General features: G+C 35.6%; 15 protein-coding genes. 12 read left to right on the forward strand and 3 right to left on the reverse strand.

The window, feature by feature from the left end; genetic code table 11:
• Positions 1 to 567 precede the first annotated feature (567 nt).
• Both ACFQ4X_RS07110 and ACFQ4X_RS07115 read right to left on the reverse strand, forming a co-directional pair.
• On the reverse strand, positions 568 to 801 hold the full coding sequence (locus tag ACFQ4X_RS07110; RefSeq protein ID WP_379833993.1) for a hypothetical protein: 234 nt from the start codon (positions 799 to 801) through the stop codon (positions 568 to 570).
• Positions 802 to 891: 90 nt separating this feature from the next.
• Positions 892 to 1,356 carry a helix-turn-helix domain-containing protein gene (locus tag ACFQ4X_RS07115; RefSeq protein ID WP_379833994.1) on the reverse strand — a complete coding sequence of 155 codons (465 nt, stop codon included), beginning with the start codon at positions 1,354 to 1,356 and terminating at the stop codon, positions 892 to 894.
• A 198-nt stretch (positions 1,357 to 1,554) separates the two neighbouring features.
• Here ACFQ4X_RS07115 and ACFQ4X_RS07120 point away from each other — a divergent pair, with 198 nt between their 5' ends.
• Together ACFQ4X_RS07120 and ACFQ4X_RS07125 are read left to right on the forward strand one after the other, a co-directional pair.
• Complete coding sequence (locus tag ACFQ4X_RS07120) at positions 1,555 to 1,824, forward strand: group-specific protein (RefSeq protein WP_379833996.1); 270 nt, start codon at positions 1,555 to 1,557, stop codon at positions 1,822 to 1,824.
• Positions 1,825 to 3,365: 1,541 nt separating this feature from the next.
• Complete coding sequence (locus ACFQ4X_RS07125; RefSeq protein ID WP_379833997.1) at positions 3,366 to 3,830, forward strand: hypothetical protein; 465 nt, start codon at positions 3,366 to 3,368, stop codon at positions 3,828 to 3,830.
• 86 nt (positions 3,831 to 3,916) lie between these two features.
• Here the strand turns inward: ACFQ4X_RS07125 and lexA are convergent, their stop codons facing one another.
• Positions 3,917 to 4,531 carry a transcriptional repressor LexA gene (gene lexA, locus ACFQ4X_RS07130; protein WP_066289770.1) on the reverse strand — a complete coding sequence of 205 codons (615 nt, stop codon included), beginning with the start codon at positions 4,529 to 4,531 and terminating at the stop codon, positions 3,917 to 3,919.
• Between the two features lie 159 nt (positions 4,532 to 4,690).
• Between lexA and yneA the strand changes: the two genes are divergently transcribed.
• The 10 genes from yneA to ACFQ4X_RS07180 all read left to right on the forward strand — a co-directional run bounded on the left by yneA (position 4,691) and on the right by ACFQ4X_RS07180 (position 14,174).
• Entirely contained in the window at positions 4,691 to 4,957 is a 267-nt protein-coding gene (gene yneA / locus ACFQ4X_RS07135) for a cell division suppressor protein YneA (protein ID WP_066289773.1), read from the forward strand.
• Positions 4,958 to 4,974: 17 nt separating this feature from the next.
• Positions 4,975 to 5,619, forward strand: coding sequence for a YneB family resolvase-like protein (locus tag ACFQ4X_RS07140; RefSeq protein ID WP_379833999.1), 645 nt, complete (start codon positions 4,975 to 4,977; stop codon positions 5,617 to 5,619).
• 60 nt (positions 5,620 to 5,679) lie between these two features.
• The gene (locus tag ACFQ4X_RS07145) at positions 5,680 to 5,919 is read left to right on the forward strand and encodes a DUF896 domain-containing protein (RefSeq protein ID WP_379834001.1); all 240 of its coding nucleotides are present in this window, start codon (positions 5,680 to 5,682) and stop codon (positions 5,917 to 5,919) included.
• 105 nt (positions 5,920 to 6,024) lie between these two features.
• A complete protein-coding gene (locus ACFQ4X_RS07150) occupies positions 6,025 to 6,309 on the forward strand; it encodes a HesB/YadR/YfhF family protein (RefSeq protein ID WP_379834002.1) in 285 nt (94 codons plus the stop codon).
• A 176-nt stretch (positions 6,310 to 6,485) separates the two neighbouring features.
• Positions 6,486 to 8,489 (forward strand): transketolase, encoded by a 2,004-nt coding sequence (gene tkt / locus ACFQ4X_RS07155; protein ID WP_379834004.1) that lies wholly within the window; start codon positions 6,486 to 6,488, stop codon positions 8,487 to 8,489.
• A gap of 151 nt (positions 8,490 to 8,640) precedes the next feature.
• Complete coding sequence (sirA, locus tag ACFQ4X_RS07160; protein WP_379834006.1) at positions 8,641 to 9,081, forward strand: sporulation inhibitor of replication protein SirA; 441 nt, start codon at positions 8,641 to 8,643, stop codon at positions 9,079 to 9,081.
• Positions 9,082 to 9,159: 78 nt separating this feature from the next.
• Entirely contained in the window at positions 9,160 to 9,378 is a 219-nt protein-coding gene (locus ACFQ4X_RS07165) for a YneF family protein (protein ID WP_066241071.1), read from the forward strand.
• A gap of 77 nt (positions 9,379 to 9,455) precedes the next feature.
• The gene (gene mnmH, locus ACFQ4X_RS07170) at positions 9,456 to 10,499 is read left to right on the forward strand and encodes a tRNA 2-selenouridine(34) synthase MnmH (RefSeq protein WP_379834007.1); all 1,044 of its coding nucleotides are present in this window, start codon (positions 9,456 to 9,458) and stop codon (positions 10,497 to 10,499) included.
• Between the two features lie 115 nt (positions 10,500 to 10,614).
• Positions 10,615 to 12,366: an ABC transporter transmembrane domain-containing protein gene (locus ACFQ4X_RS07175; RefSeq protein WP_379834009.1), complete on the forward strand. Its 1,752-nt coding sequence runs from the start codon at positions 10,615 to 10,617 to the stop codon at positions 12,364 to 12,366.
• Positions 12,363 to 14,174 (forward strand): ABC transporter ATP-binding protein, encoded by a 1,812-nt coding sequence (locus ACFQ4X_RS07180; RefSeq protein WP_379834010.1) that lies wholly within the window; start codon positions 12,363 to 12,365, stop codon positions 14,172 to 14,174. The genes ACFQ4X_RS07175 and ACFQ4X_RS07180 overlap by 4 nt, the downstream gene beginning before the upstream one ends.
• The last annotated feature ends 66 nt before the right edge of the window (positions 14,175 to 14,240 follow it).

The following is a 14,240-nucleotide window of genomic DNA, read 5'->3' on the forward strand; positions in this document are numbered from 1 at the left end:
AGAAGATTTTCAAGAAAATTTAACTACCTTTCCTCTACACTTAAATTGTACCAGCTGACACAAAAATAGGGGAAAAAAGAGGAAAAAACCTTCTCTCGCAATTGAGAATGGTTATTAATTATATGAAAATGAGAGTCTGGAATGATCTCATTTTCATAATTCACCAGTAAGGCAAATTTTAATTTGGCGAAACTGGGTCGTGGTAAGGAAATGGTTCAATCTATTGATAATAGTGAAGGAATTAATAAAGGGTGTTTTTTTACACATTCAATAATGTACAAAAAAGATAGCATATCAATTTTTAATCGAACGAAATTCAGGTAAAACGAAACTAATCGAAAATTTTCCGGAATAATCGCATCTCAAAAAACGAACGGCGGAATATCTCGCGAAGAGCAGAAAGCGTCCTTCTGAACGAGAGTGAGGAAGGCTGAGCGAGTTTATAGAGCCGGGACAAGTTTGATAGAAACGTATAAAAAAAGTAACCCACCCTGCCGACCAAAGCTAGAGAGTTACTTTTGATATATTTTAACGTGACTGGAATGAAAAACGCAACCGGTTCTCTGGTCACGTTTTTACCCCAACCCTATCTCGATAAATATATAACCCTTTCATCTGTGTATAATTGATCATCACCATGATCGTTCGATCCGTGTTCCAAAAAAACTGAACAACGTCGTCACGCTTACAGATCAAGTTGTCGTATCCGTGTTGAATAAAGTCACGCGCACTTTTATCGGTAATGAAGACAGGGTAGGGAAACTGATCATTCGGCAGCGTCCATCTCTTGTGTTTGAGCATTTCCCTCACCTCCATACCTACAATGTAGCAGGTTTTCCGATAAATAGAGAAAAAAGAATAAAAAAGCGTCGTGGATGGATAAAATTTTACTTAGGATTTTGATGCATATTCACTTTGATAAAAGCGCAACAGATCATTCACGAATGTCATCGGCATTCTCTCGTTCTGCTGATTGACACGATACATGTTCATCATAATTTCTCGATATTTTGTGATCATCATATATGTAGCTTCTAACGTTTCGCGATCAAAATTATTGATTTCTCGTTTAATCAACCCCTGAATTTCACCTTTCTGACTTCTTCTGTTCAGTTCGTTTTCAATAAAGTGTTGATCCAAATCACCTTTCATGTAACCAAAATGAACAAGATAATTCGGACTCACTTTTAATGCAGAGAATATTTTCATAACGTGTTCTAGACTAGGGGTTTTAATATTACCGTTTTCAACATGAGAGATATAACTCGGCGTAATGTTTGTCTCACGCGCTAAATTACGCAAACTTACGTTTTGTTTCAATCGTTCGTTTCGAATAAAAATGCCAATGTTCTCCATGTGATTTCATCCTCAATTTTTTTTTTGAAATTTTTTATAATTACCTATTGTGTTTGTTTTTTTCACTTTATATAATAACATTATAAACACTAAATTTAAATCAAAAACACCACTTTTAAATTTTTTTCAACTAAAACTAAACAATAAAGTGTTTATTATAAACGATACTAAACAACAATTAAAAGGGGAGAATGAAGGATGTTGAGCATCACATTAGACGAAGGGGAACTAAAAGAGCTGTATATCGAAGAAATCAAAAAGCATATCGAAAAAATCGAAAAGGAAAAAGTGTTCTGGGACACGAACGATCTGAAACGATTTACCGGACTGAGCTGGAACACGATTCAAGCCAAGTTTTTCTTCGATGAACGGTTTCCAAAGGTTAAGCTCGGAGGAAAGTGGATTTTCCACGCTGAAAAGACTCGCGCATTTCTAAGAGAATGGTTCGATGAACAAGAAGCAAGCTGATCAAAATTACATACATAATTCCGAGTTCCTTCCTATATAAATAGGGAGGGCTTTTTTTGTGTTCGTATGTTTTTAGGATTGCCCCCGAGTTTGCCCCATGATTGCCCCGCAGTTTTTGAAAAAGGACGAAAAATGAGGACAAGTAAAATCTGACAAATGCCGGTTTCATGGGATTTTTGATACGCTATGAAACGCTATGAAAGACGAGGATATGTTCCGCACACAAGTTCACCCTTGGGAACGCGAACAATATATGAGCATGTATTAAAATTCAAACCCCTGATGCTATAGGTATCAGGGGTTTTTGTTCTTTTGATATTGTTAAATAATATCATTCCATTATTTTGTTATTCGAAATTTCATGTAGTTTACTTTTAGTAAAATGAAAAAGCAGAATTAATAATATTGCCGATAATGGATAGGTGGGGATAGAGTAATATAACTTCCATCCAGTATAAGTTAATGCATTATTTATAACACAGAACCATTCAAAAAATATTGAAAAACCAGTCCAAAACAGAATATACAATACCGTTTTTTTTCCATTCAATCTCCACTTGTCATAACCATATAAAAAAAGTAATGATGCACATGGATACATAAGCAAATGGAAGAGTGCACCAGAAAGTTCATAAGTTCGATTATCTGAAAAATAGTAAAGTTTGAAAGGAGTTGCCAGTAGGAAATAATCTATTGTTGATACATATACGATATTGTATACCCAAATGGTGATCACAATAACAGCAGGGAAATAATTTCGAATGAGTAAAAATAACGAAAAGATTATGGAAGTAGTGATAATAAAAAACCATTCATTCCAATCAAAGTTAACATTCATAATTTTAATCTTCCTTTAAATAATACTTTGCGAAAGGTATATTTGAATCCTAATAAAACACAAAGTGATGACACCCAAAAAGAAAATGACCACCATATCTCCCAATTAACATGATTTAGAATACCAAATAAATCTTCAAGCCATTCAAACCCTGTTAAAAGCAGAACAAAGCTTAAAAACAAAAAAATTTTTTTGATTTTTGTGCTCAAATTTAGATGGAATTGAAGAAAACTTACCATAACTAAAGGATAAAGAATAATGCGATTAATAAAATGAGATAACTCGTATGATAGTTTATCGGGAATAATTAAGGTTTTAAAATTCATATAGCAAAGAGCTGAATAATTTTGAAAAAGATATGATGCAGCGAGCCAGTAAAGTATAATTTCAAGGATATGCAAATTTTTCTTTATCTTAATAAAAAAAACTAGAAAAATTATATTCAATCCAATATAAAAAAGTAAAGTCATTAAAGAAGCCCCTCTATCAAGATACTAAATCACTACATTACAATTATCTTGTACAAAAAAAGGGCAATTATTAATAAGTAACTTTCTTATCACGTATTCGCACTATGTAAATACATGAAAAGACGAGATATTGATAAAATGTCTCGTCTTTTTTGCATTAACAAATTTTTGTTTAATATCTAATGAATAATTTAGTTTGACGAAGGTAACCTGTTTATGAAAGGAGATTTTTTTTGTGGCTGCTAATCTCTACTATTACCATTCTTTTAATAATCATATATATCATGCCAAAAAACATAACGAAATCAGAGGCTTTTTTTTCTGTGTTTTTTTCAATGGGTTTTCAGCAACTGGTAGACTGTTATTTGGATTTTAAATATGACCTTTATGGATATTTCAGTGTTGGTGTTGAGGTCTTATTATTTTTATTTCCTGCTTTTAAACTTGTATTTATAAATTTTTTTCCTTTTGGTTTAAGCGTTTACTCAAAGGTAAAATATATATTATTTTGGACAGTTTTTTCAACTCTCTATGAATACGGATCTCTTTACACAAGTTTGTTCTATTACCATGGGTGGCGAATAGAATGGTCTTTTGCTATGTATCCCGTAATATTTTCAATCAATGGTTATGTATTTTATCTTTTTCGTAAATGGAAAGCTGAAGAAATCAAAGAAATTAGTAATCACCTTGGTTAATTATAGTGTGTTAATTCAAATGTGTATGAGGATGCAAAAAAGCAAGCCATTTTTTAAAAATAGCTTGCTTAAATACTTATATGAATTTAGTGAATACTTCTATAAACCCCTATTACTTTACCTAAGATTGTACAGCTCTGCAGAATAATAGGCTCCATTGAAGAGTTCTCTGGCTGAAGCCTGATATGATTCTTTTCTTTAAAGAATCGTTTTACAGTTGCTTCATCTTCGTCGGTCATTGCAACGATAATATCTCCATTATTTGCTGTTGGCTGCTGCTTTACAACAACTAAGTCTTTATTAAAAATTCCTGCTTCGATCATACTGTCTCCAACAACAGAAAGCATAAAAACATTTTCATCTCCAACAACATGTTCGGGAAGAGGGAAATATTCTTCTACATTTTCAACAGCACTGATAGGAAGCCCTGCAGTTACTTTACCGATTACCGGAATCGAAACAGATCTGACAGAAGGAATATTATCTTCTAAACCTAATACCTCGATTGCTCTTGGCTTAGTTGGATCCCTGCGTATTAGCCCCTTTTTCTCAAGTCTTGCTAAATGTCCATGGACAGTAGAACTCGAAGCAAGTCCAACGGCTTCACCAATTTCTCTAACAGAAGGCGGATAGCCTTTTTGCGATACTTCTTCTTTTATAAAAGCCAGAATATCCAATTGCCGTCTGGATAACTTAGTCATTTTTAAGCACCTCACCAGATTTTTTATCTATAAAAAGTATAGCATGGCATTCTTGCAGATACAAACATAAGTTCGAAAAATGTGTTGACACCGAACAAACGTTCCAGTTATTATAAAGATAATAAATACGAACAAACGTTTGTTGAAAGGGGAATAATAATGAAACAAGGGACGTTGCATGTTATTGTATTTTTAGGTTTAGTAGGGGGAATCTTTTTTACATTATCAAATCTTGCATCACAGGATAAACAATATATAGAAGTTACAATTGAAGAAGGGGAGTCATTATGGAGTCTTTCTGAAGAATATAATGCTAAACATCATTATTCCAACTGGGAATTTATCAAATGGGTAGAACAAAAGAACAGTGTAAACGCGGCGGCTGTATTTCCAGGCCAGAAAGTAATAATTCCGGTTAATAAATAAAAAGCAGGTCTTAATCTATGAAAGCTATCATTTATTGCAGAGTCAGTACAGAAAAAGATGAACAAACCACATCAATCGAAAGACAAAAAGCAGAGCTGTTGAAACTGGCAGATCAATTTAATCTGGAAGTAATTAATTGTATATCAGAAAAGGCTAGCGGCTATTCACTGGAACGTAACGAGCTATTGAGTGTTTTGGATATGGCAAGGGATGGTGAGTTTCAGTATCTGCTTGTTCAGGATGATACTCGTTTAGGAAGAGGCAAGGCTAAGATGGCAATTCTCCATCAATTAATTAAATACAATATAAAAGTATTTACATTAACACATAACGGAGAATACACTTTAACTGAAGCAGATGAAATGGTTCTGGATATTGTCTCAACAGTTGAGGAATATCAGCGAAAGCTCCATAATATGAAGATCAAAAGAGGTATGAAAAAAGCGGTAAAAGATGGCTATAAACCTCAGAAAAATCTGAAGAACAAAACTTATGGAGGCCGTGAAAAGAAAGAAGTACCTATACACGAAATAGTCCGGCTAAAAGAAATGAAGCTTACTTTTCATGATATTGCTGCCACACTCAGGGGGCTAGGCTATAACATTTCAAAAGCCACTGTTCATCGAAGATACAGAGAATATATGGAAAATACGGATAACTAGAAATTCCTTTTCTACTCATGTAAGATTGAGAGAAAGAGATCGGAAAAGGAGTTTTTATAGATGTTATCTAAAGATAAAATGCAAAGAATAAATGAACTATCCAGAAAATCCAAGCAAACAGAATTATCAAAAGAAGAAAAAATTGAACAAAAGAAACTGAGAGAAGAATATCTCCAAGTGTTTAGAAAATCCTTTGTTCAAGACTTGCATGGCGTTACATTTGTAGATCCAAACGGAAATGATGTAACACCTGAAAAACTAAAAAGAAGCAAAGACAATAAAAATAACCTTAAACACTAATACTTAATGCCTATTTGCAAGAATGCAAATAGGCATTTTTTTCTGTTGCATTAAATATTAATTAGTATATACTGTTATATAACAACTTTGAAAGGGGAGAATATTTTGACTTTTTCAATCACGAGTGCAGCTGCTAATCTTTATAAAGATATCGAATTAGGAGCAAAAGAGGGTTTGCGTTTATTTGTGAAGTATGCGGGAAGCGGTGATTCGGGCGGCTTTTCTCTTGGTGTAACTCCTGCGGTGCCAGAAGAAAATGACCATATTCAGGAAGTTGAAGGATTAAGATTTTTTGTTAAAGCAGAAGAAAGCTGGTTTGCAGAAAATATGAAGCTTGATTATGACGAAAAAACGGATTATTTCTCTTGTCAAATTCCCGGTTTAGCTTAATATAAATTAAACCGCCTGTACTATAACAACGTATACGTTGCAATAGTTTCAGGCGGTTTTTGTATGAACTGAAGAGGGTAATGGTAAAATAACAGTAGTTTATAATGTGTTTATCTTGTCTAAATGGACATGAAGGTTTATTATGTAATTCAAAACTGTTTAGTACATATGAAGGGATGATTTTTTTGTCACGTAATATTGATGAATTAGCAATTAATACGATCAGAACACTATCAATTGACAGCATAGAAAAGGCGAATTCCGGCCATCCAGGAATGCCTATGGGTTCAGCGCCAATGGCATATAGCCTTTGGGTGAAATATATGAACCATAATCCATCTAATCCAGAATGGTTTAACCGTGACCGCTTTGTTTTATCAGCGGGCCATGGGTCAATGCTATTGTATAGCTTGCTGCATTTAAGCGGTTATGGGTTAACGATTGAAGACTTGCAGCAATTCAGACAATGGGGAAGCAAAACTCCTGGACATCCTGAATACGGTCATACAGTAGGTGTAGAAGCAACCACTGGACCGCTTGGACAAGGAATTGCGATGGCTGTTGGAATGGCTATGGCAGAACGTCACCTGGCTGCGAAATATAACCGTGATGGACACGAAGTGATAAATCATTATACGTATTCCATTTGTGGTGATGGGGACTTGATGGAAGGTGTATCTGCAGAAGCTGCTTCTTTAGCTGGGCACCTTGGATTAGGAAGAATGATTGTGCTTTATGATTCGAATGACATTTCTTTAGATGGTGATCTGCATCATTCATTCTCAGAAAATGTACAGCAAAGATTTGAAGCATATGGCTGGCAAGTTTTATTTGTAGAAGATGGAACTAACTTGGAAGAAATCGAAAAGGCTATAGCAGAAGCGCGTGAAGAGTTAAACAAACCGACACTTATCGAAGTTAAAACAGTAATCGGGCACGGGTCACCGAATAAGTCTGGTAAATCTGCTTCACATGGTGCACCGCTTGGGAAAGACGAAATCCTGTTAACAAAAGAAGCATATAAATGGACATTTGAAAATGATTTCCACGTTCCTGAAGAAGTTAAATCACATTTTGAACAGTTAAAGTCTGAAGGTCAGTCAAAAGAAGATGAATGGAACAAGCAATTCAAGGCATATGAAGAAACTTATCCTGAATTAGCTAAAGAACTTAAAGAAGCTATTAAAGGAAATCTGCCAGATAACTGGGATCAAAATATGCCTGAATTTGATAAAGCGATTGCTACTCGTTCTTCTGCTGGAAAAGCGTTAAATGTACTTGCTAAAAACGTTCCATCAATTTTTGGAGGCTCTGCGGATTTAGCTGGTTCAAACAAAACACTTCTAGAAGGCGAAGTAAACTTTAGCCGAAACGATTATAGCGGCCGCAACATCTGGTTTGGTGTTCGTGAGTTCGCAATGGGAGCAGCATTAAACGGAATGGCACTCCATGGCGGTCTTAAAGTATACGGTGGAACATTTTTTGTTTTCTCTGATTACGTTCGTCCAGCAATCCGCCTGTCTGCATTAATGGGGCTTCCTGTGACTTATGTATTAACACATGACAGTGTAATGGTTGGGGAGGACGGACCTACACATGAGCCTGTTGAACAGCTTGCTTCATTGCGTGCACTTCCTAACCTTAACTTGATTCGTCCTGCTGACGGATATGAATCAAATGCAGCATGGAAGATTGCAGTTGAAAGTAAAGATCAGCCGACAGCACTTGTTTTAAGCCGTCAAGACTTGCCTATTTTGAAAAACACAAAAGAAAAGGCTTATGAAGGTGTAAAACGCGGTGCTTATGTAGTGTCGCCATCAGAATCAGAGGCGGAAGTACTTCTTCTCTCTGCTGGTTCAGAGGTAAGTTTGGCAGTAGAAGCTCAAGAACTTCTGAAAAATGAAGGCATCTCAGCTTCTGTTGTTTCCATGCCTTCATGGGAAAGTTTTGATAAGCAGGATTCAGATTATAAAGAATCAGTGCTTCCGAAGCATATTACGAAACGCTTAGCAATCGAAATGGGTGCTTCATTAGGCTGGCATAAATATGTTGGACTTGAAGGAGACACATTAGCCATTGATACTTTTGGAGCTTCTGCACCTGGAGAAGTTATTCAAAAGGAATATGGCTTTACACCAGAAAATGTAGTGAAACGTGTTAAAGAAATGCTAAATAAATAAAAATGATTTATAAGATAGAAGGTTTTCAATCGAAAACCTTCTTTTCTTTGTTTTTCGACAAAAGAAGTTGTTTTTCACTCTGTTTTTTAGACAAGCTTTTCTCCATTTTTTGTATATACTTTCAGCAAAGAAGTTGAAGAGGAGCTTTTTTATGAGAGAATTTTTTATTTATTTAATAACAAAAGAAGTTGCTCATTCCTACTATGGAAAAGAAAATAAGCTTTTTCAATTATTTTTTGAAGAACAGCGTTCAACAGGGATTTCTAAACAAATATTAAATAAACAGATCGGTTACATAACATCATCTATCTCCGTTTCGCAGCTAGAGGAACATTTTTGGCAGCAATTAAGCGATAAATATGATTGGCGGTGTGATGGTCAATCATATACACTTCCGTGTAAGAACAGCAAAGTTAGAATAGAATTGAACGATCGTTATCTTCATTTATACAGTATTGGAAATTTTGAAGCGGAAACGATTGTCTTTGAAGCGTTAAGGCAATTTGAGTCATACTTTTTAGCGATGGATTATGGAGAAAGAAAATATGGATGGCTGTCACCATTTAAATTGAACATGGTGTATGCTACTTAATTAACTTTCAAATGTTGTATGTAACCTATAACTTGTAGTAAACTAGTTCTAGACAACATGAAGGAGGAAGTTTTAACAATGGGTACTGGTATGATAATCCTTGTGTGTGCACTTTCGCTGATTGCAGGCGTTGCGATCGGATTTTTTATTGCCCGCAAGTATATGATGAGTTATTTACAAAAAAATCCACCGATTAATGAAAATATGTTGCGTGTGATGATGATGCAGATGGGTCAAAAGCCTTCGCAAAAGAAAATTAATCAAATGATGCAGGCTATGAACAAGCAGATGAAGTAAGTGTACAAGCACCCTGAGTAAAATCGGGTGCTTGTTTTCGTTCTAATTGCTTAAAGCGTCAAAAAAGGATGATGATTATGAACGATATAAAAACAATCCAAATAAATGAAATAGATTCTGATTCACATCTGCTTTTTGATGTCAGGTCTCCTAAAGAATATGAAGAATATCATATCCCTGGTGCAAAATGCTTAAGTATTTTTTCGAATGATGAAAGAGCGGAAATTGGAACGATTTATAAGCAAAATAGCAAGGAACAAGCGATGGAACGCGGACTGGAGATTGTAGCTCCCAAATTGCCGGACTTTTTCAAGAAAATTAAGACCAAGATGGCAGAAAATCCAGAAAAGCAAGTTGTGATTTATTGTGCGAGAGGCGGAATGCGTTCAAAAAGTATAGCTCAAACGATGTCGATGATGGGGATAAATTGTTTGCAGTTAGATGGCGGGATACGTTCTTACCGAAAGCAGATCGAAAGAATGCTTGATGAGTATACTCAATACCCGCATAAAATTATAGTTATTGAAGGCTATACAGGGACTATGAAAACTAAATTTTTGGAAAAGCTGCAGGATGAAGGTTATCCGGTAATAAATTTAGAGGGAATGGCTAGTCATAAAGGTTCTATTTTTGGAAGAATTGGAGAAGAACCAGCTTCACAGAAAAAGTTTGAATCAAGATTGTTTGAGCGTTTAAAGGAACTAAAAGACTCTTCTGTTTTAATTATTGAATCTGAAAGCAAAAGAATCGGAAGGGTCGTTGTTCCCGACTTTTTGCTAGAAGGAAAGTATTCGGGCACCCGCATCCATATTGATATGCCTTTTGGAATGCGAGTAAAATATATTTGTGATGTATATGATCCGCTGTTTCATAGAGAAGAAATCGAAGAAGCAGTTCTGAAACTCTTTAAAAGAATTCCGTTTCCTATCATGACGGAGATCGAAGAAGCACTCACACAACAAGATTATGAAAAAGTCGTTTCTTTCTTGCTTGAAAATTATTATGACCCAAAGTATGAGTTTGCCGAACAAAAGTATGAAAGTCAATGTATCAAGGTGTGTGGAGATTCCTTTGATTACCTTTACAACGAAATTAAGAATGAAATTAACAAAATTCTTTAACTCATTTTAAAGACCGCTTTAAAGGTGGTCTTATTTTTTTTAATTTTTTCCTTTTCGGAATTTTCATATATTGGTAAACTATACTTGTTTTAGTTGCATATATGGGGGGACAGATATGAAAGTTTTTATGCAATTAATGTGGTATTTCAAACAAGAGAAGCTTCGATATCTAGGTGGTATCATTATGCTTGCGTTTGTTTCACTGGGGCTGCTAGTGCCGCCTAAAATTGTGGGTCTAACCGTAGATCACATTAAGGAAGGTACTTTAACGGATGAATTGTTATGGCAATATGGAGCATTGCTTATTGCAATTGCTGTGGGCATCTATGTTCTAAGGTATATTTGGAGAATATTAATTTTTGGGGCTGCTGTTAAACTTGCTATGCTGCTAAGAAACAGGCTTTATGAGCATTTTACAAAAAAATCTCAGGAATTTTATCAAAAGCGCCGTGTGGGAGATCTTATGGCTCACTCCACAAATGATCTTCAAGCGATTCAGCAAACGGCAGGAGATGGTGTTCTGACCTTAGTAGATTCATTGATGATGGGTGGATTTACACTGATTGCGATGGCCTCGACGATTAGCTGGAAGCTTACGCTAGTAAGTCTGCTTCCTTTGCCTGTAATGGCATGGGCGACGAATAAATACGGAACCATGCTTCACAAACGATTTCACAGCGCACAGGAAGCATTTTCATCACTTAACGATAAAGTGCAGGAAAGTATATCGGGAACACGTGTTATAAAAGCATTCGGACAGGAAAAAGATGATATTAACAGCTTTACAGAACTATCGAAGGATGCTGTTAGAAAGAATATGGCGGTCGCTCGAATAGATTCATTGTTTGATCCTACAATTTCACTTATTATCGGTTTTTCATTCTTTCTAGCAGTGAGCTATGGGTCATCTTTGGTCATTCAGGGTGAACTGTCAATAGGGGAACTTGTCTCGTTCACCAGTTACCTAGGACTATTAATCTGGCCAATGCTTGCATTTGGATGGCTGTTTAATATCGTGGAAAGAGGAAGAGCATCATATGATCGGATAGAAACGTTACTGGCAGTTAAAGAGGAGATTAATGATGATGGGACACTATATATTCTGCCAAAAGGTAATATTGAATTTCACCTTAAGGAATTTAGTTATCTGAATAAAGCTCCTGTCTTAAAAGACGTCAGTTTTACTTTAGAAAGCGGACAGTCAATGGGCATCGTCGGCAAAACAGGAAGCGGTAAAACAACACTGTGCAGGTTGCTGCTTCGTGAATATCACGTCAAGAGAGGTTATATTTCCCTTGATGGAGAGGATATCTGTGATTTCCGGCTGCATACCTTACGATCAGCGATTGGTTATGTACCTCAAGACCATTTTCTATTTTCTGCTACCATCGCAGAAAACATTGCTTTCGGAAATATAGATTCTCCTTTTGCGAAAATAAAAGAAGCTGCAAATACCGCTTCCATTCACAAAGATATTGCACAATTTAAATATGGTTACGAAACAGTTGTTGGTGAAAGAGGTGTAACGTTATCAGGAGGGCAAAAGCAAAGGATATCTATAGCAAGGTCTCTCGTAACTAACCCTGAAATTTTAATTCTGGATGATTCTTTATCTGCTGTTGATGCAAAAACAGAGGAAGAAATCCTCCAGAACTTAAAGGAAAAAAGAAAAAACAAAACAACAATTATTACAGCTCACAGGTTGTCTTCTATTGCTCATTGTGACTTGATCATCGTTATGGATAACGGCACCATTATTCAAAGGGGTACACACCAGTCCTTATTATGTGAAGATGGCTGGTATAAGGAAACTTACGAAAGGCAAGCTCTTGAAACTCTGATCGCACAAGGAGGTGGAAACAGATGAGAGGAGACGGTAATGTACAACCAAATGAAGAACTGAATCATATGAATCAATGGACCGTTTTTAAACGGCTCATGTCATATACAAAAATGCATAAGAAACGTCTTGGGGTTGCTTTTCTTCTCCTATTGGCTGCAACTGCATCAGAACTTACAGCACCGATATTAGTCAAAACGTTTATTGATGATTATTTAACACCTCGAATTTTCGATCAAAAAGCACTCATTATCCTTGGTTGCAGCTATATCGGTCTAATTGTGCTGTCTGCAATCGTAAATTACATTCAATTTGTATTGTTTCAATCAGTAGCTTTAGATATCATTCAAACTTTAAGGATTCAGGTATTCTCGAAAGTACATTCATTGGGTTTGAAATTCTTTGACCGCACTCCAGTTGGAAGTCTTGTTTCCAGAATTACAAATGACACTGAGGCGGTTAAGGATCTATATGTAAGTGTTCTGTCCACGTTTGTTCAGAATATCGTTTTTCTATTTGGTATTTTTGGGTTTATGTTTTATTTAAATGTTAAACTTGCGCTCTTTTGTTTAGGAATTTTGCCATTTATTATTTGTATCATGTGGCTGTACAGAAAGTATAGTTCGAAATCTTTTTATAAAATGAGAGAAAAACTCAGCCAGTTAAATGCTAAATTGAATGAGTCGCTGCAAGGGATGTCTATCGTTCAAGTCTTTAATCAGCAAAAAAGGCTGAGAGAAGAATTTGCCAAAGTTAACAATGAACATAACGATGCTCAGATGAAAAACATAAAATATAACGGCTTGCTTTTAAGACCTGCAGTAGACCTTATCTATATGCTGGCTTTACTGATGATCTTATCCTTTTTTGGAATTAAGTCGTTTAATTCAGCAGTTGAAATCGGTGTGATCTATGCTTTTATTAACTATTTGGATCGTTTCTTTGAACCCGTAAACATGATGATGATGCGTCTTTCGATCTTTCAGCAAGCAGTTGTTTCAGCGGGAAGAGTGTTTACAGTGATGGACGAAACTGAACTCGCTCCTGTAAAAAGAGACAGAGGACTATTAGACCCTGTTATAGGCAATGGAAAAATTGAATTTAAAAATGTTACGTTTTCATATGATGGTGAGCAAGAAGTGCTAAAAAATATTTCATTCACTGCCAACCCAGGAGAAACAGTTGCATTAGTTGGCCATACCGGCAGCGGTAAAAGCTCCATTATTAACTTGCTTATGCGTTTTTATGATGTGGAAAAAGGTGAAATATTAATCGATGATATTCCTTTATCATATTTCGGCAATGATGAACTCCGGAAAAAAGTAGGTCTTGTCCTTCAGGATCCATTTTTGTTTGTGGGAGATATCGCTCAAAATATTCGATTATATAATAAAGAAATCACAGATGAAGATATTAAAGAAGCATCCCAATTTGTTCAAGCTTCAAGCTTTATTGAAAAATTGCCTCAAGAATATAATACGATGCTGGGTGAAAGAGGAGCTGCATTTTCGAGCGGACAAAGACAGCTTATTTCATTTGCTAGAACCATGGCTTTTTCTCCTAGAATACTGATTTTAGATGAAGCAACAGCTAACATAGATACTGAGACTGAAGAAGAGATACAGCTGGCTCTTCATAAAATGAGAAGCGGAAGAACAACGATCGCAATCGCGCACAGATTATCAACGATTCAGGATGCTGAGTTAATCTTAGTTCTTCATAAAGGAGAAATTGTTGAAAGAGGAACACATCAAGAGCTATTAAAGCAGCGTGGTTTATATCATAAGATGTTTTTGCTCCAGCATGGTACAGATTCAATAGAGGAAGTCAGTTAAGGGGCTGTACCAAAAGTAAAATATACTTTACTTTTGGCAGCCCTAATTTTTTATTTTACAAATAAA

Origin of the sequence: Fictibacillus halophilus, assembly GCF_042680145.1 — a bacterium.
Classification (GTDB): Bacteria; Bacillota; Bacilli; order Bacillales; family Fictibacillaceae; genus Fictibacillus; species Fictibacillus halophilus_A.